Annotated in this window: 21 protein-coding genes; 10 read left to right on the top strand and 11 right to left on the bottom strand. The window is 71.7% G+C overall.

Going from position 1 to position 23,030, the window contains the following annotated elements:
- The first annotated feature begins 117 nt into the window (after positions 1 to 117).
- The 3 genes from ACFYRX_RS21475 to ACFYRX_RS21465 are packed head-to-tail and all read left to right on the top strand — an operon-like array spanning position 118 to position 3,699.
- Entirely contained in the window at positions 118 to 1,146 is a 1,029-nt protein-coding gene (locus tag ACFYRX_RS21475) for an ABC transporter permease (protein WP_389101906.1), read from the top strand.
- A gap of 20 nt (positions 1,147 to 1,166) precedes the next feature.
- Positions 1,167 to 2,228 (top strand): sugar ABC transporter substrate-binding protein, encoded by a 1,062-nt coding sequence (locus ACFYRX_RS21470; protein ID WP_389101904.1) that lies wholly within the window; start codon positions 1,167 to 1,169, stop codon positions 2,226 to 2,228.
- A gap of 1 nt (position 2,229) precedes the next feature.
- Positions 2,230 to 3,699 carry a sugar ABC transporter ATP-binding protein gene (locus ACFYRX_RS21465; RefSeq protein WP_389101901.1) on the top strand — a complete coding sequence of 490 codons (1,470 nt, stop codon included), beginning with the start codon at positions 2,230 to 2,232 and terminating at the stop codon, positions 3,697 to 3,699.
- 5 nt (positions 3,700 to 3,704) lie between these two features.
- Here the strand turns inward: ACFYRX_RS21465 and ACFYRX_RS21460 are convergent, their stop codons facing one another.
- From ACFYRX_RS21460 to ACFYRX_RS21435, 6 genes are all read right to left on the bottom strand, one after another.
- Entirely contained in the window at positions 3,705 to 4,445 is a 741-nt protein-coding gene (locus ACFYRX_RS21460; RefSeq protein WP_389101899.1) for an IclR family transcriptional regulator, read from the bottom strand.
- 234 nt (positions 4,446 to 4,679) lie between these two features.
- On the bottom strand, positions 4,680 to 6,308 hold the full coding sequence (locus tag ACFYRX_RS21455) for a thiamine pyrophosphate-binding protein (protein ID WP_389101896.1): 1,629 nt from the start codon (positions 6,306 to 6,308) through the stop codon (positions 4,680 to 4,682).
- Positions 6,309 to 6,559: 251 nt separating this feature from the next.
- Positions 6,560 to 8,737, bottom strand: coding sequence for a 3-hydroxyacyl-CoA dehydrogenase NAD-binding domain-containing protein (locus ACFYRX_RS21450; protein ID WP_389101894.1), 2,178 nt, complete (start codon positions 8,735 to 8,737; stop codon positions 6,560 to 6,562).
- Positions 8,738 to 8,778: 41 nt separating this feature from the next.
- Positions 8,779 to 9,993 carry an acetyl-CoA C-acetyltransferase gene (locus tag ACFYRX_RS21445; protein WP_389101891.1) on the bottom strand — a complete coding sequence of 405 codons (1,215 nt, stop codon included), beginning with the start codon at positions 9,991 to 9,993 and terminating at the stop codon, positions 8,779 to 8,781.
- A 21-nt stretch (positions 9,994 to 10,014) separates the two neighbouring features.
- A complete protein-coding gene (locus ACFYRX_RS21440) occupies positions 10,015 to 11,157 on the bottom strand; it encodes an acyl-CoA dehydrogenase family protein (protein WP_389101888.1) in 1,143 nt (380 codons plus the stop codon).
- Positions 11,154 to 12,290, bottom strand: coding sequence for a CaiB/BaiF CoA transferase family protein (locus ACFYRX_RS21435; RefSeq protein WP_389101885.1), 1,137 nt, complete (start codon positions 12,288 to 12,290; stop codon positions 11,154 to 11,156). The genes ACFYRX_RS21440 and ACFYRX_RS21435 overlap by 4 nt, the downstream gene beginning before the upstream one ends.
- 314 nt (positions 12,291 to 12,604) lie before the next feature.
- On the opposite strand from ACFYRX_RS21435, the gene ACFYRX_RS21430 reads away from it, so the two are divergent.
- A complete protein-coding gene (locus ACFYRX_RS21430) occupies positions 12,605 to 13,783 on the top strand; it encodes a saccharopine dehydrogenase family protein (RefSeq protein WP_389101883.1) in 1,179 nt (392 codons plus the stop codon).
- A gap of 7 nt (positions 13,784 to 13,790) precedes the next feature.
- On the opposite strand, the gene mmpA is transcribed toward ACFYRX_RS21430, so the two are convergent.
- Positions 13,791 to 13,949 (bottom strand): morphogenic membrane protein MmpA, encoded by a 159-nt coding sequence (gene mmpA / locus ACFYRX_RS21425; protein ID WP_389101881.1) that lies wholly within the window; start codon positions 13,947 to 13,949, stop codon positions 13,791 to 13,793.
- Positions 13,950 to 14,034: 85 nt separating this feature from the next.
- The gene (locus ACFYRX_RS21420) at positions 14,035 to 14,724 is read right to left on the bottom strand and encodes an endonuclease V (protein WP_389101879.1); all 690 of its coding nucleotides are present in this window, start codon (positions 14,722 to 14,724) and stop codon (positions 14,035 to 14,037) included.
- A 41-nt stretch (positions 14,725 to 14,765) separates the two neighbouring features.
- On the opposite strand from ACFYRX_RS21420, the gene ACFYRX_RS21415 reads away from it, so the two are divergent.
- On the top strand, positions 14,766 to 15,062 hold the full coding sequence (locus ACFYRX_RS21415) for a YciI family protein (protein ID WP_389101877.1): 297 nt from the start codon (positions 14,766 to 14,768) through the stop codon (positions 15,060 to 15,062).
- Positions 15,063 to 15,065: 3 nt separating this feature from the next.
- Here ACFYRX_RS21415 and ACFYRX_RS21410 read toward each other — a convergent pair whose 3' ends face one another.
- Positions 15,066 to 15,395, bottom strand: a complete 330-nt coding sequence (locus ACFYRX_RS21410) for a plasmid stabilization protein (RefSeq protein ID WP_389101875.1) — start codon at positions 15,393 to 15,395, stop codon at positions 15,066 to 15,068.
- Between the two features lie 51 nt (positions 15,396 to 15,446).
- Complete coding sequence (locus ACFYRX_RS21405) at positions 15,447 to 16,514, bottom strand: WD40/YVTN/BNR-like repeat-containing protein (RefSeq protein WP_389101873.1); 1,068 nt, start codon at positions 16,512 to 16,514, stop codon at positions 15,447 to 15,449.
- A gap of 286 nt (positions 16,515 to 16,800) precedes the next feature.
- Between ACFYRX_RS21405 and ACFYRX_RS21400 the strand changes: the two genes are divergently transcribed.
- The gene (locus ACFYRX_RS21400) at positions 16,801 to 17,217 is read left to right on the top strand and encodes an SsgA family sporulation/cell division regulator (protein WP_389101870.1); all 417 of its coding nucleotides are present in this window, start codon (positions 16,801 to 16,803) and stop codon (positions 17,215 to 17,217) included.
- Between the two features lie 190 nt (positions 17,218 to 17,407).
- On the opposite strand, the gene ACFYRX_RS21395 is transcribed toward ACFYRX_RS21400, so the two are convergent.
- Positions 17,408 to 18,061, bottom strand: a complete 654-nt coding sequence (locus tag ACFYRX_RS21395) for a GPP34 family phosphoprotein (RefSeq protein WP_389101868.1) — start codon at positions 18,059 to 18,061, stop codon at positions 17,408 to 17,410.
- 284 nt (positions 18,062 to 18,345) lie between these two features.
- Here ACFYRX_RS21395 and ACFYRX_RS21390 point away from each other — a divergent pair, with 284 nt between their 5' ends.
- The 4 genes from ACFYRX_RS21390 (at position 18,346) to ACFYRX_RS21375 (ending at position 23,017) form a co-directional block, all read left to right on the top strand.
- Positions 18,346 to 19,968, top strand: a complete 1,623-nt coding sequence (locus tag ACFYRX_RS21390) for an ABC-F family ATP-binding cassette domain-containing protein (protein ID WP_389101865.1) — start codon at positions 18,346 to 18,348, stop codon at positions 19,966 to 19,968.
- 186 nt (positions 19,969 to 20,154) lie between these two features.
- The gene (ddaH, locus tag ACFYRX_RS21385; protein WP_389101862.1) at positions 20,155 to 20,931 is read left to right on the top strand and encodes a dimethylargininase; all 777 of its coding nucleotides are present in this window, start codon (positions 20,155 to 20,157) and stop codon (positions 20,929 to 20,931) included.
- 206 nt (positions 20,932 to 21,137) lie between these two features.
- Positions 21,138 to 22,115 (top strand): acyl-ACP desaturase, encoded by a 978-nt coding sequence (locus ACFYRX_RS21380; RefSeq protein WP_389101859.1) that lies wholly within the window; start codon positions 21,138 to 21,140, stop codon positions 22,113 to 22,115.
- Positions 22,116 to 22,180: 65 nt separating this feature from the next.
- Positions 22,181 to 23,017, top strand: a complete 837-nt coding sequence (locus ACFYRX_RS21375; RefSeq protein WP_389101857.1) for a hypothetical protein — start codon at positions 22,181 to 22,183, stop codon at positions 23,015 to 23,017.
- Positions 23,018 to 23,030: the final 13 nt, after the last annotated feature.

Raw genomic sequence — 23,030 nt, 5'->3', positions numbered from 1 at the left:
CGTCATCCGCTCGGCAAGGGAGCATTCCACTCCCTGGAACGCCGCTGTTGCCGCCCGCGGCCAGGAGATCGACGCTGCGGGGCGAGCAAGCAGCCGCTGTTACGGGAGCCGTGCCCGATGACCGAGACCGAGCGTGCCGTGGACGACGCCGAGCGCGCCCGCGAACAGGGCGGCGCACTGCGCCGGTTGCGTCCCCTGCCGCACCGGCTGGTGCGGGACGAGCTCGGTGTGCTGCTGGTGCTCGGCCTGTTGGTCGCCGGGATCGGCATCCCGTACCCGGACTTCCTCGACGCGGACAACCTGCTGTCCACGGCCCACAACTCGGTCTACATCTCCCTGATGGCGTGCGGGATGGTCTTCGCCCTCGCCATGCGCGAGGTCGACCTGTCGGTGGGCGGCAGTTACGCCATGTGCCTGGTCGTCGGGGCCTTGCTGGTACGGGACGGGACGCCGCCCTGGCTCGCGGTCCCGGTGATGCTCCTCACCGGCATCGCCGCCGGTGTGTTCAACGCGCTGGTCACGACGGTCCTCGCGCTGCCCTCGTTCATCGTGACGCTGGGCACGCTGCTGCTGTTCCGGGGGGTCGGGCTCGCGCTCGCCGACGGGAAGCAGATCACGGACCTGCCGCTGGACGACTCGTTCTTCACGTTCGCGGGCGGGGATTCCGGCGGGGTGCCGTTCGCCCTGTGGGTGCTGCTCGTGGTGGTCGTCGTACTGGCGGTGGTGCTCACCCGCACCCGTTTCGGCGCCCGGGTGCGGGCGATCGGCTCCAACCCGGACGCGGCCGCGTTCAGCGGCATCCCGGTGGTCCGCACCCGGATCCAGGCCCTCGCCCTGTCAGGGCTGACCACGGCCTGCGCCGCCGCGCTCGCCCTCGCCTTCTACGGCGCCGGCGACCCGACCCTGGGCCAGGGCTACGAGCTCCAGGCCATCGCCGCCTGCATCATCGGCGGCACCCCGCTGGCCGGCGGCCGGGGCTCGGTGGTCGGCGCGGTGGCCGGGGCGATGATCCTCTCGGTCGTCGCCGCCGGGCTGGTGTTCTTCGAAGTCCCCATCAACTGGACGTCGTTCGCGACCGGCGGGGTCATCCTCGTCGCGGTCGCGGCGGACAGCGCGTTGCGCCGGACCGGACGCCGCCGCAAGTGAGCCGAGCCTTGGAGGCCGTGATGCATCCCCGATTCCGTACGGTGTCCGCGGCGCTCGGCGCGCTGCTCCTGCTCGGTGCCACGGGCTGCGGGGGCGGCGGATCCGGCAAGGGCGACCAGCTGGACATGGGCATCGCAGTCGCCAACATCTCCCTCAACTTCGCCCACGAGATGGTGCTCGGCGCGGAGAGCGCCGCGAGCCGTGCCGGGGACGTCGACTTCAAGGCCGTGGGACCGCCCAACACGGACGGGCCCGCCGAGGTGCAGTTGTTCCAGAACCTGACCACCCGGGCCAAGGACGGCATCGTCCTGGAGAACCTCGACCCGCCGATCTTCACCCGGCCCGCCGCGCAGGCCGTCGACAAGGGCATTCCGGTCGTCGCCCTGGACACCTCCCCCACCGACGGCAGCAAGGTCACCTTCTACGTCGGCAACGACAACTACGCGTTGGGCGAGTCGATGGCGAAGGAAGCGCTGAAGCGGCTCGGCGCCGACCCGAAGGGCGAGGTCGCCATCGGGGTCCCGAACCCGGGGACACCGGTGCTGGACAACCGGGCGAAGGGCATCTCCGACACGTTCCGCAAGGAGGCCCCGAACGTGAGGATCGTCGGCCCCTTCCAGACGTACAGCGATCCCGGGCAGAACTACAGCAGTTGGTCGGCACAGGTCAACGCGCATCCCGACGCGCTCGCGTTCCTCGGCGTCGGTGACGCCGACAGCTACAACCTCGCCAAGATCAAGAAGGCGGAGAAGGGCACCTGGCTGACGGCCGGGTTCGACGTCGACCCCAAGACCCTGGACGCCGTGGCGGACGGCTCGAACTTCGTCACCATCGACCCGCAGCACTTCCTCAAGGGCTATCTGTCGACCGCGATGCTGATCGAGGCGGTACGGGAGAAGGACGGGAAGCTGCCCGACGGGTGGTTCCTCTCCCCCGGCGGGGTCGTCGACTCGAACAATGTCGGCGAGATCATCGCCCGGCAGAAGTCCGCGAAGGCCGCCTACGACTGGTACAAGCCGACCATCGACAAGCTCCTCGGTGACCAGGAGGCCCAGCTGAAGCCGCTGAAGGACGCGCGCTGAGATGACGTACGGCGACACCCTGGTGGCACAGGGCCTGGTCAAGTCCTACGGCGGTGTACGGGCGTTGGACCGCGCCCACATCAGGCTGCGCGGCGGTGAGGTGCACGCCCTGGTCGGTGAGAACGGGGCGGGCAAGTCGACGCTGGTGCGGATCCTGTCCGGTTCGCTCGCCCCGGACGAGGGGGCCGTGCGGCCGGCCAGGGACACCCGGATCGCCACTGTGTCACAGGAGTTGAGCCTTTTTCCCGACCTCACCGTGCGGGAGAACCTCTTCCCGTACCGTCCGCCGCGCCGCCTCGGTCTGCTCGACCGGGGTGCCATGGACCGGGCCGCCCGGCCGGTCCTCCACGAGCTGGGCCTGGATGTCGACCTCGGCACCGAACTCGGCGAACTCCCCTTGGCGGACCAGCAGTTGACGGAGATCGCGCGGGCGCTGCTGCGTCGGCCACGCTTGCTGATCCTGGACGAGCCGACCTCGGCGCTCCCGGCCGCCGCCGTCGGCCGCCTCGAACAGGTGCTGCGTACCCTGACCGGCCGGGGCATCGCCGTGCTGTACGTCACGCACTTCCTGGAGGAGGTCATGCGCGTCGCACAGCGCGTGACCGTGCTGCGGGACGGGCGGGTGGCGCTGTCCGGGGTGCGGCGGGCGGAGGTGGACGTGCCGGACCTGGTGACGGCGATGCTGGGCGGACGGCCCGAGCAGCCCGCGCGGCGGACCCGGACCCCGGCGGATCTCCCGCCGCCCGTGGTGCTGTCCGGGGTGAGCCTGCCGGGGCGGCTCAGCGACGTGACCTTGACTGTGCGGGCGGGCGAGGTGGTCGGGGTCGCGGGGCTGCAGGGGGCGGGCCATCTCGAGGCGTTGGAGGTGGTGTGCGGGCGCGCGGAGGTCTCGGCCGGCCGGGTGGACATCTGCGGGCGCGGACGACCGCACTCGCTGCGGGCCGCGGTCCGGGCGGGCGTGGCCTTCGTCCCGAGCGACCGCAAACGGTACGGCCTGATGACGGACCGCACGGTGTGGGAGAACACCACGGCGGTGAGCTGGCTGGCGCTCGGCCGGGGCGGGCTCATGCCTGCGCGGTCCGAACTCGTGCGGCAGACCGTGGAACTGACGGATCGTCTGCGACTGCGCGGTGGGCCCTACGACGTGACGGCCCGGCTGTCCGGCGGCAACCAGCAGAAGGTCGTCTTCGCCAAGTGGCTGGCGACGGAGCCGAAAATCGTCGTGCTGGACGATCCGACCCGCGGTGTCGACATCGGTGTGCGAGCCGAAATGCACCGGATCGTCGGCGAGTTGGCGGCGGGCGGGGCGGCCGTACTGCTGGCGTCCACGGATCTCGCGGAGCTGACGGAGGTGTGCGACCGGGTGCTGGTGTTCGTGCGCGGGCGGGTGGCCGGTGAGGTGCACGGGGAGCGGTTGACGGAGCACGCGTTGGCGGTGGCGATGCAGCAGGGTGCCACCGGGCCGGGCTGACTCTTTCAGGCCGACAGGGCGCGGGTCAGTGCCCGTGCCGCCGCGCACACCCTGGCCCCGACACGGTCCATGTCGAGCCGTCGGGTGGAGCCGGTCACGGAGATCGCGGCGACCGGGCGGGAGCCGGGGCCCCGGGAGTAGACGGGGGCGGCGACCGCGGAGACGCCGATCTCGGCCTCCTCCAGGTTGACGCCATAGCCGCGGGCCCGGGTGCGGGCGAGGTCGCGGGCGAGCTGGCCGGGCAGGACCAGGGTGCGCGGGGTCAGGCGGGGCAGCGCGCGGCCGGGCGGGCGGGGGTCGAGAGCGAGGAACACCTTGCCGGTGGCGGTGCAGTGGGCGGGCAGCCGGCCGCCGGAACGGGAGACGATCGGGGTGGCGCGGCGGCCGGTGATCTTCTCCAGGAACAGGGTGTCGGTGCCGTCCGGTACGGCCAGGTGGACGTTCTCGTGGGTCGCCTCGTGCAGGTCGCCCAGGTACGGCAGGGCTGTGTCCCGCAGTTCACGCACGGACGGTGCCGACTGGCCCAGCACGAACAGCTCCAGCCCGATGCGGTAACCGCCCTCCGCGGTGCGCTCGACCAGCCCGAGCCGGACCAGCTCGCCGACGAGGCGGTGCGCGGTGGGTTTCGGCAGGCCGGTGCGCAGGGCCAGTTCGGCGAGGGACAGCGCGGTACCGGACTCGCCGCAGACACGCAGCAGCGCGGTCCCGCGGGCGAGCACCGACTTCGGCGGCGGAGCGTCCGTCATGGACCGATGGTCGGGCCCGGGGGGCGAGGTGACAAGATGCGGGCCCCTGCGAGTCCGCCAGGGCGTGTTGCGAAAGTCCCGTCGTCCGCCCGGAGGGCGGGCCGGGCGGCGTCTGGTGCGTGCTCTCGGCGTGCCGGGCGGAAGCCCTCGTACTGGTTGTACGTGGGCTTTCGTCCGGTGCGGCGAGAGTGCGGGCCAGACGCCGCCCGGCAGACGGGACTTTCGCAACACGCCCTATGCCCTGATCGGTACGTCGACGAGCAGCGGGCCGGTCAGTTCGCCCGCACCGGCCACCAGGTCGCGCACATGGTCGGCGTCGGCGGCCCGGACCGCGTCGACGCCGAAGAAGCGGGCGGCCAGGGTGAAGTCGAGGGAGCCCAGTTCGGTACCGGGGCAGGTGCCTTCGCCGCCCATCGCCGTGTACGTGTCCTGGACCGTGCGGTAGACGCCGTTGTTCATCACCACGAAGAGCACGGGGGTGTTCTGGCGGGCCGCGCTCCACAGTCCCTGGAGGCCGAAGAGCGTGCAGCCGTCACCGAGGACGGCCACGACGGGGCGGCCCGGTTCGGCGAGGGACCGGCCCACGGCGGCGCCGATGCCCCAGCCGAGGCCGCCGCCGACGGTGTGGGTGTAGCTGCCGGGGCGGTCGAGCCGGATGTGCCGACGCAGCAGCAGACCCACGGTGATGGCTTCCTCCACGACCACCGCGTCCGGTGGGAGGCCGCTCGCCACGGCGTGGGCGGCGGCCCCGGGGTCGAGGGGTGCCGGGGAGTAGGTGGCGCGGGCCGCTGACTCCGCGCGGTCGCGTTCGGTGGTGTGGCGTTCGCCGGCGTGGAGGATGCGGGCCTTCGCGATGTGTTCGGGCACGCGGTCGCGGAGCAGGTCCGCCAGGCGGTTCAGGGAGGGGGCGAGGGCGCCGACGAGGCCGGTGTCGGCGGGGAAGTTGCGGCCTATCTCGTCCGGGTCGGAGTCGAGTTGGAGGACGGTGAGGCCGGCGGGCAGGGCGGGGCCCGGGGTGTAGTGGTGGGGGGTGAAGGCGTGCGCGCCGGCGATCAGGACGGTGTCGTGGGGTGCGAGGGCGGCGCGGACCGCGTCGTGGCGGGGCGGCAGCATGCCCGCGTACAGGGGGTGCGTGGTGGGGAAGTCGAGCGCGTCCGCCATCGGTTGGTGGTGGACCACGGCTCCACAGGTCTCGGCTGTGCGGACGAGCGCGCCCAGCGCGCCCTCGCGGGCCACGCCGTCGCCGGCGACGATCGCCGGGTGGGTGGCCGATCCCAGGAGCACCGCGGCGTGTTCGATGCCGGGGGCGGGGCCGAGCGGGGGCGCGGGGGTGCGGGGCGGGATCTCCAGCTCCGTGTCCTCCTGGAGCAGGTCGGAGGGGATGGAGAGGAACACCGGGCCCGCGGGCGGGCGTTGGGCGAGCGCGAAGGCCCGGCGGAGGGCCAGGGGGAGGTCCCGGGCGTGCTGGACGTCGTATGTCGCCTTCACGGCCGGGGTGGCGAGGCCTATCAGGTCGCCGGAGAGCATGGGGTCCTGCTGGAGGTGGCGGCGGTCCTGCTGGCCCGCCGTGACGACCAGGGGGGTGCGGGAGCGGCGGGCGTTGAGGAGGCCGATGAGGCCGTTGGCGAGGCCCGCGGCGATGTGGAGGCTGACGAAGGCGGGGCGGCGGGTGGCTCGGGCGTAGCCGTCGGCCATCGCCACGACGGATCCCTCGTGGACGCCGAGGACGTACTCAGGGGCGTCGGTCGTCTCCGACAGGGCTGCGAGGAAGGGGAGTTCGGTGGTGCCCGGGTTGCCGAAGACGCGGTCCACGCCCTCGTCGCGGAGGATGTCCAGGACGGCGAGGGCGGGACGGCGACCCATGGGGGCTCCTCGTGTGGGGTGACCTGGTGACCGGCTTCCAGGTCAGCGTCGGGGAGTCGGGGGTGCGGGGCAAGAGGGGCGTGTCGCTCAGCGGTATGGGGCGACGGGGAAGGGTTTCTCGCCCCCGCCGCCCCTTCCCGTCCCGTCCCTGGGGGCCGCGCCCCCAGACCCCCTTCGGCCCGAAGGGCCTCGTCCTCAAACTCCCCCAGAGGGGGCACCCCCAGACAGGCCGAACAAACCGGCACCCACCGTCACGCGTCCGCGAACCGCTCCCCCTTCTCCGCCTTCTCCACCAGCAGCGCCGGCGGCGTGAACCGCTCCCCGTACCGCTCGGCGAGTTCGCGGGCGCGGGTCACGAAGCCCTGCGGGCCGCCCTCGTAGCCGTTGATGTACTGCAGGACGCCGCCCGTCCAGCCCGGGAAGCCGATGCCGAAGATGGAGCCGATGTTGGCGTCGGCGACCGAGGTCAGCACTCCTTCCTCCAGGAGCTTGACCGTGTCCAGGGCCTCGGCGAACAGCATGCGTTCCTGCATGTCCTGGAAGGGGATCTCGGAGCCCTCGCGGGTGAAGTGCTCGCGTAGGCCCGGCCACAGGGATGTGCGCCTGCCGTCGTCGCCGTAGTCGTAGAAGCCGCCGCCCCCGCTGCGGCCGGTGCGGCCGAACTCCTCGACCATGCGGTCGATGACCGTCTCGGCGGGGTGCGCCGTCCACGTTCCGCCGGACTCCTCCACCGCCTGCCGGGTCTCCTTGCGGATCTTGCGCGGAAGCGTGAGCGTCAGCTCGTCCATCAACGACAGCACCTTCGCCGGATAGCCCGCCTGCGCCGCCGCCTGTTCGACCGACGCGGGCTCGATGCCCTCGCCGACCATCGCGACGCCCTCGTTGAGGAAGTGCCCGATGACGCGGGAGGTGAAGAAACCGCGCGAGTCGTTGACGACGATCGGGGTCTTCCTGATCTGCCGGACCAGGTCGAAGGCGCGGGCCAGCGCCTCCTCCCCCGTGCGCTCGCCCTTGATGATCTCGACCAGGGGCATCTTGTCGACCGGTGAGAAGAAGTGCAGGCCGACGAAGTCGACCTGGCGCTCCACGCCCTCGGCCAGCGCGGTGATCGGCAGCGTCGAGGTGTTGGAGCACAGCAGCGCGTCCGGCTCCACGATGTGCTGGATCTCCTGGAAGACCTTGTGCTTGAGCGCCGAGTCCTCGAAGACCGCCTCGATGACCGCGTCGCAGCCGGTCAGGTCCTGGGGGTCCGCGGTCGGTGTGATGCGGGCCAGGAGCGCGTCGGCCTTCTCCTGGGTCGTACGGCCCCGGGAGACCGCCTTCGCGCAGAGCTTCTCGGAGTAGGCCTTGCCCTTGGCCGCCGCCTGGGGTGACACGTCCTTGAGGACGACGTCGATGCCCGCGCGGGCGCACGAGTACGCGATGCCCGCGCCCATCATTCCGGCGCCGAGTACGGCCACCTTGCGGACCTGGCGGGGCTCGACGCCCTTGGGGCGGTTCGCGCCGGAGTTCACGGCTTGGAGGTCGAAGAAGAACGCCTGGATCATGTTCTTGGACGTCTGACCGGCGGCCAGTTCCACGAAGTAGCGCGCCTCGATGACCTGTGCTGTCTCGAAGTCGACCTGGGCGCCCTCGACGGCGGCCGCCAGGATGCTGCGCGGGGCCGGGTAGGGGGCGCCGTTGGTCTGCTTGCGGAGGCTGGCCGGGAAGGCGGGCAGGTTCGCCGCGAACTTCGGGTTGGCGGGGGTGCCGCCGGGGATGCGGTAGCCCGGCTTGTCCCAGGGCTGCCGGGACTCGGGGTTGGCGTCGATGAACGCGCGGGCCTTGGCGAGGAGTTCGTCCTGCGTGGTGACCACGTCGTCGACCAGGCCGTTCTGCAGGGCGCGCTGCGGGGCGTACTGGGTGCCCTGGAGCAGGACCTTCAGGAGGGCGTCGGCGATGCCCAGGAGGCGGACCGTGCGGACGACTCCGCCGCCGCCGGGGAGCAGGCCGAGGGTGACCTCGGGGCAGCCGATCTTGGAGCCGGGCGCGTCGAGGGCGATGCGGTGGTGGCAGGCCAGGGCGATCTCGTAACCGCCGCCCAGGGCCGCGCCGTTGATCGCGGCGACGACCGGCTTGCCCAGGGTCTCGATGCGGCGCAGGTCGCGCTTGATGGCGAGGCCGCCGTCGAAGAGGTCCTGCGCTGTCTCCGGCGTGACCCGGATGAGGTCGCGGAGGTCGCCGCCCGCGAAGAAGGTCTTCTTGGCGGAGGTGATGATGACACCGCGGACGGTGTCCTTCTCGGCCTCCAGGCGGTCGGTGATGACCGCGAGGGAGTCGCGGAACGCCTGGTTCATGGTGTTGGCGGACTGGTTCGGGTCGTCGATGACGAGGGTGACGACGCCGGTGCGGTCCTGTTCCCAGCGGATGGTCGTGGACTGAGTGCTCATGTGGATGTGCTCCGTGTGATCCGTCGTATCCGTGGGAGGGGTCAGATGCGTTCGACGATGGTGGCGATGCCCATGCCGCCGCCGACACAGAGGGTCGCGAGGCCGTACCGCTTGTCCTGGCGCTCCAGTTCGTCGATCAGGCTGCCCAGGATCATGGCGCCGGTGGCGCCGAGCGGGTGGCCCAGCGCGATCGCGCCGCCGTTGACGTTGACCTTGTCCAGCGAGAGGCCCATGTCGCGCGCGAAGCGCAGGACGACCGCCGCGAAGGCCTCGTTGATCTCGACGAGGTCGATGTCGTCGATGCTGAGCCCGGCCTTGGCGAGGGCCTTGCGGGTGGCGGGGGCGGGACCGGTGAGCATGATGGTCGGCTCGGAACCGGAGACGGCCGCGGAGACGATCCGCGCGCGCGGGGTGAGGCCGTAGCGCTCGCCCACCTCCTTCGAACCGATCGCGACCAGCGAGGCGCCGTCCACGATGCCGGAGGAGTTGCCCGCGTGGTGGACGTGGTCGATCTTCTCGACCCAGTGGTACTTCTGCAGAGCCACGGCGTCGAAGCCGCCGAGCTCCCCGATGTCCGCGAAGGACGGCTTGAGCCTGGCCAGGGAGTCGGCGGTGGTGCCGGGCCGCAGGTGCTCGTCGTGGTCGAGGACGGTCAGACCGGCGCGGTCCTTCACCGGGACGACGGAACGGTCGAAGCGGCCCTCCTTCCAGGCCGTGGCCGCGCGCTCCTGCGACAGGGCCGCGTACTCGTCGACGTCCCGGCGGGAGAATCCCCCGATCGTGGCGATCAGGTCGGCGCCGATGCCCTGGGGCACGAAGTTGACGGCCAGGTTGGTCATCGGGTCGTTGAACCAGGCACCGCCGTCGGAGGCCATCGGCACCCGGGACATCGACTCGACGCCGCCCGCCAGGACCAGGTCCTCCCAGCCCGAACGCACCTTGGCGGCGGCCATGTTGACGGCCTCCAGGCCCGAGGCACAGAAGCGGTTCTCCTGTACACCCGCGACCGTGTCCGGCAGGCCGGCGGCCACGGCGGCGATCCGGGCGATGTCCGAGCCCTGGTCGCCGACGGGGCTGACGACACCGAGCACGATGTCGTCGACCGCTGCCGGGTCCAGGTCCGGGAAGCGGGCGCGGATCTCGTGGATGAGTCCCACGACCAGGTCGATGGGCTTGGTGCCGTGCAGGGCGCCGTTCGCCTTGCCGCGGCCGCGCGGGGTGCGGATCGCGTCGTACACGTACGCTTCGGTGCTCACGAGGAGGCCTTTCGGGGAGGGTCAGCTCAGGAGGGAACGGCCGATGATCTCTTTCATGATCTCGGTCGTGCCGCCGTAGATGGTCTGGATACGGCCGTCGGTGAAGGCCCGCGCGACCGGGTACTCGCTCATGTAGCCGTACCCGCCGTGCAGTTGGAGGCAGCGGTCGGCGACCCGCTTCTGCAGCTCGGTCGCCCACCACTTGGCCATGGAGGCGTGGACGGCGTCCAGTTCCCCGTCCGAGTGGTCCTCGACGCAGCGGTCGATGAACGTCCGCGTGACGGCGCACTCGGTGGCCATCTCGGCGATCTCGAACCGGATGTGCTGCTTGGTGGCGAGCGGCCGCCCGAAGGCCTCGCGCTCCTTGACGTACTGGGTGGTGATCTCCAGGAGGTGCTCGGCGGCGGCGATCGCCGAGACGGCGATGCTCAGGCGCTCCTGGGCGAGGTTGGTCATCAGGTGCCCGAAGGCGCCGTCGCGCTCACCGAGGAGGTTCGCCTTGGGGACGCGCACGTCGTGGAAGAACAACTCAGCCGTGTCCTGGGCTTTCTGGCCGATCTTGTCGAGGTTGCGGCCGCGCTCGAAGCCCGCCATGCCGCGCTCGACGACCAGCAGCGACAGTCCGCGGGCGCCGCCCTCGGGTGTGGTCTTCGCGACGACGATCACCAGGTCGGCGATGATCCCGTTGGAGATGAACGTCTTGGAGCCGTTCAGCAGCCAGTGGTCGCCCCGGTCCTCGGCGTGGGTGCGGATGCCCTGGAGGTCGGAGCCCGCGCCGGGCTCGGTCATGGCGATGGCGGTGACGAGCGAGCCGTCGCAGAAGCCGGGCAGCCAGCGGCGCTTCTGCTCCTCGGTGGCGAGGCCGGTGAGGTACGGGCCGATGACGTCGTTGTGCAGGCCCAGGGCGAGTCCGGGAGCGCCCGCGCGCGTGAACTCCTCTGCCAGGACGGTGGCGTAGCGGAAGTCGGTCGTGCCGCCGCCCCCGAACTCCTCGGGCACGGCGAGTCCGAGGAGGCCCTGCTTGCCGGCCGCGCGCCAGGCCTCGCGGGAGACGATGCCGTCCTTCTCCCACTGCTCGTAGTACGGCAGGACCTCCCTGGCCAGGAAGGCGCGCACGGTCTCGCGGAACGCGTCGTGCTCGGGCGCGAAGATCCGCCGTTTCATTCGGGGCCTCTCAGGAGGTCGGGGACGTCCCAGTCGCGTGCCACGCCTGCGGTGTCGGCGCCGGGCCGGGCGGGCCCTGTGCGTACGGCCGTGGGGGTCGCGGAGAAGCGGGGCGCGGGGGCGGGCTGGGTGATGCCGCCGTGGTCGGTGAACGTGCCGCGGGCGGCGAGGTGCGGGTGGTGCGGGGCCTCGCGCAGCGACAGGACGGGCGCCACGCACGCGTCGGTGCCCTCGAAGACGGCCGTCCACTCGTCCCGGGTACGGGACCTGAAACGAGCCGTGACCGCCTCGCGCAGTTCGCCCCAGCGCGTCCAGTCCTTGCGGGCGTCGGTGAAGTCCGGCAGGCCGAGCAGGTCCAGGAACAGGTCGTAGAACCGGGGCTCCAGCGCGCCCACCGCCATGTACTTCCCGTCGGCGGTCTCGTAGGTCCCGTAGTACGGGCAGCCGCCGTCGAGGAGGTTGGCGCCGCGCCGGTCCTGCCAGCCGCCGGCGGCGGTCATGCCGTGGAGCATCGCGGTGAGGTGGGAGGTCCCGTCGACGATGGCGGCGTCGACGACCTGGCCGGCGCCGGTCGCACGCGCGTGATGCAGGGCGGCGAGGACTCCGACGACGAGGTAGAGGGAGCCGCCCGCGTAGTCGCCGAGGAGGTTGGCGGGGACGGTGGGGGGCCTGCCGGGTTCGCCGATCAGGCCGAGGGCGCCGGTGACGGCGATGTACGCGATGTCGTGCCCGGCGCGCGCGGCAAGCGGTCCGTCCTGGCCCCAGCCGGTCATCCGGCCGTAGACGAGGGCGGGGTTGCGCGCGTGGCACTCCTCGGGGCCGATCCCGAGGCGCTCGGCGACGCCGGGGCGGTTGCCCTCGATCAGGATGTCGGCGCGGGCGGCGAGGTCGAGCACGCGCGCGGGGCCGTCGGGGGCCTTGAGGTCGACGACGACCGAGCGCTTGTTGCGGTTGGTGATGTCGTGGTCGGGGTCGATCGCGAGGGCCGTGCCGCCGGGGCGGGACACCTGGACGACGTCGGCCCCCAGGTCGGCGAGGAGCATGGCGGCGAACGGGCCGGGTCCGATGCCGGCCAGCTCGACCACGCGCACCCCTGTGAGCGGACCGTGCCCGGGCGTCGTTGCCGTTGTCATCGAGCCCCCATTGGCGTGACACAACTGATGTAACACCGGCGATGCTATGAACGCGTTTCCGTCGACACAAGCCTAGAACGAGCAAGCGCTTAGCCAATTATCGGCCGATCATCGCCTGCTTATCGGCCGACATCGCCCGCCGGACTCCGCCGCACCCGCCGACCCGAGGGCGAACTCGCATGCTTTCACCCATTGCGTCAGTGCGCTTTCGGGCACAGCCACTGTTCCACCTCCGGGCTCCTCGTCGGGCTCCGCACTCCTCACGCTAGCCTCGGCCACCGACAACGGCGCGAGCTGTGGGACCCAGGAGTGTCATGAGCAGGATGAAAAAGTCGGAGCGTCTCTACGACGTCGTGCTCTTCGGGGCCACGAGTTTCGCCGGGACCCTCACCGCGGAGTACCTCGCCGCGCACGGACCGGACGATCTGCGCTGGGCGATCGCCGGCCGCAGCGAGGCCAAGCTCCGGGCCCTGCGCGAACGGCTGCCGGAGGGGTCGAACGTGGAGGTACTCACGGCCGACGTGAGGGACCCGGACTCACTGCGGACTCTCGCCGGGCACGCGCGTGTGGTGGCCACCACCGTGGGCCCCTACCTGACGTACGGCGAGGAACTCGTCGCCGCCTGCGCGGACACCGGGACGGACTATCTCGATCTCTCCGGGGAGCCGGAGTTCGTGGACCTGATGTACGTCCGGCACGACGCACGCGCGCGTGAGACGGGTGCACGGCTGGTGCACGCGTGCGGGTTCGACTCGATCCCGCACGACCTGGGGGCGTACTTCACGGTCCGGCAGCTGCCGGAGGGTGTGCCGCTGACCGTCGACGGGTTCGTGACCGCGGACGGCGCGCTCTCGGGCGGAACGTTCGCCTCGGCACTGAACCAGTTCGCGCGCGGACGGCAGATGATCGCCGCCGCCCGGGACCGCGGACGGCACGAGCCGCGCCTGGTGGGCCGACGGGCCACCGCGCCGACCGGAACCCCGCGGTTCGCCCAGGAGGTCGGCGCCTGGGCGCTGCCGCTGCCGACCATCGACGCGCAGATCGTCCGGCGCTCCGCGAAGGCTCTGGACCGCTACGGCCCCGACTTCCGCTACCGCCACTACGCGGCCGTACGACGGCTGCCCATGGCCGTGGGCGGCATCGCTGCCGTGGGTGCGCTGTTCGCGGCGGCCCAACTGCCGCCCGCCCGGCGCTGGTTGTCCGACCGGATCAAGCCGGGTGACGGCCCGGATCCCGAGAAGCGGGCCAAGAGCTGGTTCTCCGTGCGCTTCGTCGGCGAGGGCGGCGGCCGACGGGTGTTCACCGAGGTCACGGGCGGCGACCCGGGCTACGGCGAGACGGCGAAGATGTTCGCCGAGTCGGCTCTGTCGCTGGCCTTCGACCAGCTGCCGGAGACCTCCGGTCAGGTCACGACGGCGGTGGCGATGGGGGACGCGCTGATCGAGCGGCTGCGGCGGGCGGGGATCACCTTCCGGGTCGCGGCGAGCCGGTGAGCCCGGCTCAGAGGGACCAGCCCGCCACGGTGTAGATCATCCCTGCGATCCAGCCGAGCCCCGCGAGCACGCCGAGGACCAGCGCGGCGGTCACCGCGCGCTCGACGGGCCGGTTCGGGTCGGCGAGGGGCTTGGCGGCACGGTGGGTCATGCGGTGCGTCGTCATGCGGGACAGCCTGCCGAGCACGCCGGGGCGCGCACATCCGTACAGATACTCAGACGACGTACTCAGTGCACCTCGTCGGCTCCCGTCAGGCCGTCGCCTCCCGCAGCGCCCGTCGGCACAGGGCGTCCGCCGCGCGGGTCGTCTCCGGCAGCCGGTAGGCCGGGGTGAGCGCGAGGGTGTGGGCGCAGGCGTTGTCGAGGCTCACGCGGTGGCCTACGGAGACGAACACCGGCTTCACCGCCTCGCGCGTGCGCAGGGCGCGGCCCACCTCGTCCGAGCCCGCGAGCAGCGGCGTCCACTCACCGCGCCGGGCGCCGGGGTCGTCGTAGGAGAAGGTGAACGGGTTCTTGGCGACGCCGATCGTGGGCAGGCCGGTGAGCACGCCGAGGTGGCTCGCGAGGCCGAAGCGGCGGGGGTGGGCGAGGCCGTAGCCGTCGCACACGACCAGGCCGGGTGGGCACGGCAGGGCGGCGAGGGCGGCGAGGACCGTGGGGATCTCACGGAAGGCGAGCAGGCCGGGGACGTACGGGAAGGAGATCCGCCCGACAGCCGTGGCCTCGGCGACGACGTCCAGGGACGACGCGTCCAGCACGACGGCCGCCGCCGCGACGACGTCCCGTTCGTCGTCGTAGGCCACGTCGACCCCGGTGACGTGCCCGGTGCCGGGCGGCGGACCCGGCTCGTCGAGGACCGTCCTCGCCCTCAACTCGTCCTGGACCGCGCGGGCCTGCTCCTCGGTCACGGGCCAGCCCGCGGGGATGTCTACGGTCGTCATGGTGGGGACGAGCGTACGGCGGGCGGCGTAGGCTCGCGATCATGTTCGTACTGGAGCTGACCTACACCGCCCCGCTCGATGCCGTGGACGCCGTGATACCGGCGCATGTCGCCTGGCTGGACGAGCAGTACGAGCGGGGCGTCTTCCTGGCGTCCGGGCGCAAGAACCCCCGCGACGGCGGGGTGATCATCGCCGTCGCGGAGGACCGTGCGCGCATCGAGGAGATCGCCGCGGGCGACCCGTTCGTCACGGCCGGGGTGTGCGCGTACCGCGTCACCGAGTTCGAGGCGACGAAGACGGCCCCGGCGCTGAAGCCGTACCGGGAGACCTCGGGCTGAGCGTCAGCTCTTGCCGCCCAGGGCGCGCTGGAGCTGGCTCTTGTTCATGTCCGAACGGCCCTTCACGCCCTTGCGCTTGGCCTCCTCGTAGAGCTGGTCGTAGGTCGGGCCCTGGGAGCCCTTGCCGGACCGCTGTCCGCCCCTCTTGCCCGAGGACATATCCTTGGTCGAGGTGCGGCTGGCGGTCTTGGACTCGCCGGACCGGGCGCGTTCCTTGTTGACGGTCCGCGCCGCGATCTCCTCGGCCCGTCCGCTGCTCTCGCCGCGGTCCTGGGCGCTCTTCTTGATGTGCTCGTACTGGCGTTCACGCTTGGAGTTCGAACCGGCTGGCATGGGGGATCACTCCTTTCGCCGTCGGCGGCCGGGTACCCCCGATCGCGCCACTCAGTTCTCCAGACGGGCCACCCGCCCCTTCTCCCCCGCGGCCCAGCAGCCGCCGTCGACCGTGCAGTCCACGGTGTCGTAGGAGCCGGTGTCCACGGTCCGCCAGGTCCGGCCGCCGTCCGTGGTGAGGTCGGTGCCGGTGGGGCCGACCGCGAGGGCCGCGCTGCGGCTGTGCGGGAGCCAGGCCACGCCGGAGCGGTAGGCGTTCACCGGGGTCGCGGCGGGCCGCCAGGTCGCGCCTGCGTCGCCGGTACGGGCGGCAGCCTGAGGGGAGCTCTGGTCGGGGCGGTAGTCGCCGCCGACCGCGAGACCGTGCGCGCGGTCGCGGAAGGCGAGCGCGAAGACGCCCTTGGCCGGGTCCTCCGCCGGGATCGGCGTGTCGGACGCCGTCCAGGTCAGTCCCCGGTCGTCGGAGTGCAGTACACGCGCGCGTGCGGCTCCGCCGGTGGCCAGCCAGACGTCCCGGGGCCCGGAACTGACCAGGCACTGCCCGCTCGCCGCGAAGCCCGCCTCGCCGTCGAGCGCGGCCGGCATCCCGGTGTTCGGCAGCACCTTCCAGGAGCGGCCGCCGTCGGAGGTCGACAGGATGCGGAACTTTCCGTCCACCGGGTCGCTCATGGCCAGCCCGTGGCGGTGGTCGAAGAAGGTGAGGCAGTCGTAGAAGGCCTTGGCGTCGGTGTTGCGGAAGGACTCGGTCCAGGTCGCGCCGCCGTCCTCGGTGCGGTAGACCCGGGACGCCTCGCCCTCCCCGATGGCCAGCACGACGGCTCGGCGCGCGTCGAAGGCCTCGATGTCCCGGAACTGGAGTTCGGCGGCACCGGGTGGCGAGACGTTTCGCCAGCTCGCCCCGCCGTCCGTGGTGCGCAGCACGGTGCCCTGGGTGCCGGCCAGCCAGGCGGTGTTCCGGCTGACGGCCGACAGCCCCCTGAACCGCGCCGCGGGGGCGCCGCTGTCCTTGAGTTCCCAGTGCGGTGTACGGCTGTCCGGCTCGTGTGCCGCGGCCGGTACGGCGGTCAGGGCGGCCAGCGCCGCCGCACAGGCGGCCCCCGCGGCGATCCTCCGGCTCATCAGGCCCGTTCTTCCCTTGCCTCGCGTATTCCCCAAGCGCCTCATGGCGGGCGAAGCTAGTCCACGCTCCCGGCGCCGTCCAGATGCCCTCGGCCGCCCGCCGGGTGGCGAACAGGTCGCCACACGTGCCGCTCGGGGCACGGGAGAAACGCTGGATCACACGAGTGCATGAAGACGGTGACACAGGTCACTCGACTTTCGTGTACACGGATTGGCCCATTCCGTCGTCTCTTCCAGTGCACGTCCCACCGGGAAGTCCCACCCGCCGTCACAAGGGAGCAAGGCGTTGTCCACCGTCATCGAGCAGCCCGTCGAGGCCCGTCTCGTCGCCGCGGCACCGCGGATGCCGAACATTCCCGCCACCCTGCGCTACGACCGCTGCGATCCGTTCGCCGTCCGCATGACCTTCCCCGCGCCGGCCACCCTGGAGGGCGTCGAGGTCTGCTGGACCTTCAGCCGCGAACTCCTCACCACAGGTCTGCACGAGCCCGAGGGCCACGGCGACGTCCGGGTGCGGCCCTACGGCTACGACCGCACCGTTCTCGAGTTCCACGCCCCCGAGGGCACCGCCGTCGTGCACGTGCGCACGGGCGAACTGCGCCGGTTCCTGGAGGCGACGAACGACCTCGTCCCGACCGGCCTGGAGCATCTCCAGCTCGACCTCGACCACGACCTGGCGGAGCTGATGCGCGACGCCCTCTGAGGCGTCCGCAGGCATTTCCGCACGATTCCGGCCCCCAGTGGGCCGCCGAGTTCGGCAGCGGCCGCGGCACGGGGTCCTGCCATGACGTCCGCCGGTCCTTCGACGTCGTCGACGAGGGGTGACGGCCCCCGGATCGACGGCACCGGGGCGAGGGTCCCGCACAGGGATCCGCCACACGCGTGTGCCGCGCTCAGGCTCCCGCTGTGACCGAGGTCGGGGTCAGGGCCCCGCCGACCTCGTGAAGGACCTTGCGCAGCGCCGGAGCCGACTGTCCGCCGCGTTCGATCAGCTCCTCGATGCGCACCTGGTGATACTCCTTGCGGGGCAGCAGAGTGCGCAGTTCGGCGGCGGCCGCGAGCGCGACGAGGGCCGCGTCCCGGTCCGACAGCTGCCCGGCCGGCACCGGCCCCCGCAGGATCTGCCGCACCTCCTCCTGCAGCGCCTCCACCACGGCCGGCCGAGCGATGTCGTACTCCACCGTGGGGAACAGCCCGAGGGCCCGCTTCTTCCGGGCTCGCAGACATCCCTCCGCGGTGAGCTGTTCCCGTACGGCGTCCAGGGTGATCCGGGACCGCAGCGTCACCCAGGTCCGCCACCCGTGCGGCCGGGATTCGCGGACCAGTTCGAGAAGCCCGTCCAGGACGGCGTCCCCGGTGTGCGCGTCCATGTCGACCGGCGTGACGATGCCGTCCTCGTCGAGCAGCAGACCGCGCCGGGCCAGCTCGGCGAGGGCACCCGCCCGGACCAGCTGGGGCGTCTGGGCGGCCCCGGTGGCCTCGGACCTCGAGGTGTCCAGGGCCAGCAGGTAGAGGCGGGCCGGCAGGGAGAGCGGGCCGTCGGGCACGGGACCTCCTGGGGAGCGTTAACTCGTTGACAGCCCTGCGGCCGCCTCGTACGTTGTGGAACGGTTCTGTTGTCGTCGATCGGAGAAGGACGTTGCTCGTCTGAGGTCCTGAGACACCGTGTCACACACCTGAGGTGTGTGCGCCGCGTGTGACCTCGGCATTCGAGCCGTCCCCGACGAGCAGGGCCTTTTTCGTGCCCCCGTCGTTCTCCGGTCTCCCGTCGGTCGCAGGTGTCTCGATACGCGTTTGCCCCTTCTCGCTTCGAGCAACCGCGGAGAACCGTATGTCTGCTTCCGTCACCTGCACCTCTCTCGCCTTCTCCTGGCCCGACGGCACGTCCGTCTTCGAGGACCTCGACATCGCGTTCGGCCCCGGCCGGACCGGTCTCGTCGGCATCAACGGCTCTGGGAAATCAACCCTGTTGAAGCTCATCGCCGGTGAGCTCACCGCCGCCGACGGCACCGTGCGGGTCGCGGGCGAGGTCGGCTACCTCCCGCAGAACGTCACCCTGGACACCTCGCTGAAGGTCGACGAGACGCTCGGCATCGCCGCGCGGCGCGCCGCCCTGCACGCCATCGAGGCGGGTGACGTGGCCGAGGAGCACTTCGAGACGGTCGGCGACGACTGGGACGTGGAGGAGCGGGCCCTCGCCACCCTCGGCGAACTCGGCCTCGGCCACATCGGGTTGGACCGCACGATCGGCGAGGTCTCGGGCGGTGAGTCGGTGCTGCTGCGGCTGGCCGCGCTGCTGCTGCGCCGCCCGGACGTCCTGCTCCTGGACGAGCCCACCAACAACCTCGACCTGTACGCCCGTCGGCGTCTGTACACGGCCGTCGCCTCCTGGCCGGGGGTCATGGTCGTGGTCAGCCACGACCGTGAACTCCTCGACCTGGTCGACCAGATCGCCGACCTGCGCTCCGGCGAGGTCACCTGGTACGGCGGCAACTTCTCCGCCTACGAGGAGGCCCTGGCCGTCGAACAGGACGCGGCGGAGCGGATGGTGCGGGTCGCCGAGTCCGACTTCCGCAAGCAGAAGCGCGAACTGTCCGATGCCCAGGTCAAGTTGGCCCGCCGCAAGCGGTACGGCCAGAAGATGTTCGAGCAGAAGCGCGAGCCGAAGATCGTCATGGGGGCGCGCAAGCGGTCGGCGCAGGAGTCCGCGGGCAAGCACCGCATCATGCACGAGGAGAGGCTCTCCGAGGCGAAGGACCGGCTCGACGAGGCGGTGGAGGCGGTACGGGACGACGACGAGATCCGCGTCGACCTGCCGTACACGGCCGTACCGCCGGGCCGTACGGTCCTGACCCTCATGGATCTGGAACTCGCGTACGGGGCACGGGTGGTGGGCGGCCTCGACCTGCGGGGCCCGGAGCGGGTCGCGCTGATCGGGCGCAACGGCGCGGGCAAGACGACGCTGCTGCGGACGATCGCCGGGGAGCTGGAGCCGGTGTCGGGCGAGGCGACCGCCCACGTTCCGCTCCGCTTCCTGCCCCAGCGGCTCGACGTCCTCGACGACGGGCTGTCGGTCGCGCAGAACGTGGCCCGGTTCGCGCCGGGCGCCACCAACAACCGGATCCGGGCCCGTCTCGCCCGCTTCCTGTTCCGGGGCGGCCGGGCCGACCAGCATGCGTCGACGCTGTCCGGCGGCGAACGCTTCCGGGCGGCGCTGGCCGCGCTGATGCTGGCCGAGCCGGCACCCCAGCTCCTCATGCTCGACGAGCCGACGAACAACCTCGACATGGCGAGCGTGCGGCAGCTCACGTCGGCTCTGGAGTCGTACGAGGGCGCGCTGGTCGTGGCCAGTCACGACCTGCCGTTCCTGGAGTCGATCGGCATCACGCGCTGGCTGATGCTGGACGGCGAGCTGCGGGAGGTCACTCCGGAGGACCTGGAGTCTCCGGCGTAGCGTCCACGACGGCCGCCGGACCGGATCGCCACCCGGAGCAGCGCCACGCTCCGGGCGGCGATCCGGTCGAGCCGTTCACGCAAGGATGACGACAGGGGGTTTTGTCGACACGGATCGGCGCTGCATGATGGCTGACCGGCGCCCGCAACGGGGGCCACCCCCGTCCCGCCGATACGGAGTCCCCTCGTGCCCAGCAAGAAGGCCCTCGTCCGCCGCCCAGGTCCGCGCCTCGCCGAAGGACTGGTGACGCACGTCGAGCGGGAGAAGGTCGACGTCGATCTCGCGCTCGAACAGTGGGAGGCGTACGTCGAGGCCCTGCGCACGCACGGCTGGGAGACCGTCGAGGTGGACCCGGAGGACGACTGCCCGGACGCGGTGTTCGTCGAGGACACCGTGGTCATGTACAAGAACGTCGCCCTGATCGCCCGCTCCGGCGCCGAGTCCCGGCGCGAGGAGACCGTCGGCGTCGAGGAGGCCGTAGCACGGCTCGGCTGCTCGGTGAACTGGATCTGGGAGCCCGGCACCCTGGACGGCGGTGACGTGCTGAAGGTCGGCGACACGATCTACGTCGGCCGGGGCGGGCGCACCAACGCGGCCGGCGTCCAGCAGCTGCGGGCCGCCTTCGAGCCGCTCGGGGCCCGGGTGGTCGCCGTACCGGTGAGCAAGGTGCTGCACCTGAAGTCGGCGGTCACGGCGCTGCCCGACGGGACCGTCATCGGGAACATCCCCAAGGTGGACCGGCCCTCGCTCTTCCCGCGCTTCCTGTCCGTCCCGGAGGAGGCCGGCGCCCACGTCGTCCTCCTCGGCGGACCCAAGCTGCTCATGGCCGCGAGCGCCCCGAAGACGGCGGAGCTGCTCACCGACCTCGGTTTCGAGCCGGCCGTGGTGGACATCAGCGAGTTCGAGAAGCTCGAGGGGTGTGTGACTTGCCTCTCAGTGCGACTGCGGGAGCTGTACGCCTGAACGGGTGAGTGCATCATCCCAACAGCCCGACCTGCGGTTCCCGCGAGTCTTGTCATGCCCTCGGAACACCGCTGATCAGCGATCTTTACACGTCTCTTAACTTACGGTGGCGTAACCTACGGTTTCGTAGCCTACGATTCCGTAAGTTACCGGCGCCGCTCGCCGCCGAGCCCCGTACATGTCTGCCGCGTCCCCCTGGAGTACCTGTGACGATCACTTCCCCTCACCTCAGCAGCCCGTCCTCCGCCTGGACCGACGCCAGACTGCTGCACGCGCTGGAGGAAGTGGTCGAGACGGAGCTCAACCGGCACCTGAAGGTCACCAAGGACTGGATGCCGCACGAGTACGTGCCGTGGAGCGACGGCCGTAACTTCCCCGGCCTCTTCGAGGACGGCGAGGCCTGGGAGAAGGGGCAGTCCAAGGTCACCGAGATCGGCCGGATCGCCCTGGTCGTGAACCTCCTCACCGAGGACAACCTCCCCAGCTACCACCACGAGATCGCCTCGCTCTTCGGCCGCGACGGCGCCTGGGGCACCTGGGTGCACCGCTGGACGGCCGAGGAGGGCCGCCACGGCATCGTGATGCGTGACTACCTGCTCGCCTCGCGCGCGGTGGACCCGGACAAGCTGGAGCAGTTCCGGATGGCCCACATGGGCGAGGGCTTCGAGTCGGACAACCGGCACTCGATGCTGCACTCGGTGGCCTACGTCTCCTTCCAGGAGCTCGCGACCCGCGTCTCGCACCGCAACACCGGCCACCAGTCCGGCGACCCGGTCTGCGACCGCATGCTGGCCCGCATCGCGACCGACGAGAACCTCCACATGGTCTTCTACCGCAACCTGCTGAAGGCGGCGTTCGAGCTCGCGCCCGACCTGACGATGCAGGCGGTGCGCGACGTGATCGTGAACTTCCGGATGCCCGGCCACGGCATGCCCGGCTTCGAGCGGGCCGCCGCGCAGATGGCGATCGGCGAGATCTACAACATGCGCATCCACCACGACGACGTCATCCAGCCCGTCCTGCGCTTCCTGAAGGTCATGGAGATCACCGGCCTGGGCCCCGAGGGTCTCAAGGCCCAGGAGGAACTCGGCCTGTACATGAGCGGCCTGGACGCGGAGGCGTCGAAGTTCGACGCGAAGCTGGCGGCACGCAAGGAGCGGATGGCGGCGCGCGCGGGAGCCTGACGCCGGCCGGGCGGACCACCCGATATCCGGTGCGAGCCGCCGCTCGTCTGCGTCATCATGCGGCCATGCATGACAACAGCACGGCGCAGCGAGCGGTCGGCTTCCTCCTGGGCCTGACCGACCCCGACGACGCCGCACGGGTACGGCGGCGGATCGGAGCGCCGTCGCGGGGCCCGGACGAACGCCGGACCGCCCACGCCGTCCTGAAGCTGACGCCGGTCCCGTCCTCCGTGCTGGTGTGGATCCTGGAGGAGGACGACCCGAAGCTGAACGCGGCCGTGTACGGGCACCCTTCCGCCGACCCCGGGTTGCGGCGGGCGGTGCTGCGCGGTGTGCCGTTCGGTCCGGGCCGCACGGACACCCTGCCCGTGGACCGCGTCCTGCTCAAGCACGCGAACGAGCCGCCCCTGCCGCCGGGCATGGTGGCTCAGGGGCTCGTCGGGGCGCTGCGGGCCGCGACCGCCATGGCTCCCGCCAGGGACGCGGCGTCCATGGTGCTGGGACACCGCGACTGGCGGACGGTCACCGAAGCCGACCGGGAGCGGCCGTTGCCCGGTTACGCCCGCTGGGCCCTGTCCGTGCGCCCGGACTGCCCGCCCGCACTGCGCGCCCAGTTCGGCAGCCACCCCAAGTTCACCCACCGCCTGCGCCAGGCGGGAGTCCTGGCCGGCCCCGGTGCGTACGCGACCGGACACGGGCCCGCCGCTCACGTGCTGAAGGTGCTGTCCCTGGGCCATGTGATGTTCCCCGCGCGCGTACGAGACGCCGAGAACGCACTGCGGCCCCTCGTACGCGACCACCTGGGCGGCCGCGAGGACGCCTGGGCGGTGCTGGCGCAGCTCCTCGACACGTTCCACGGAACGGCGCCGGAGCTGATCATGACGGCCGGCGCGATCGCCTGATCTGCCGGGAGGG

Source organism: Streptomyces sp. NPDC005374 (genome assembly GCF_042872225.1).
Lineage (GTDB): Bacteria > Actinomycetota > Actinomycetes > Streptomycetales > Streptomycetaceae > Streptomyces.
Note: the sequence above shows the minus strand (reverse complement) of the source record. Positions and strands in the feature narration are given on the sequence as shown.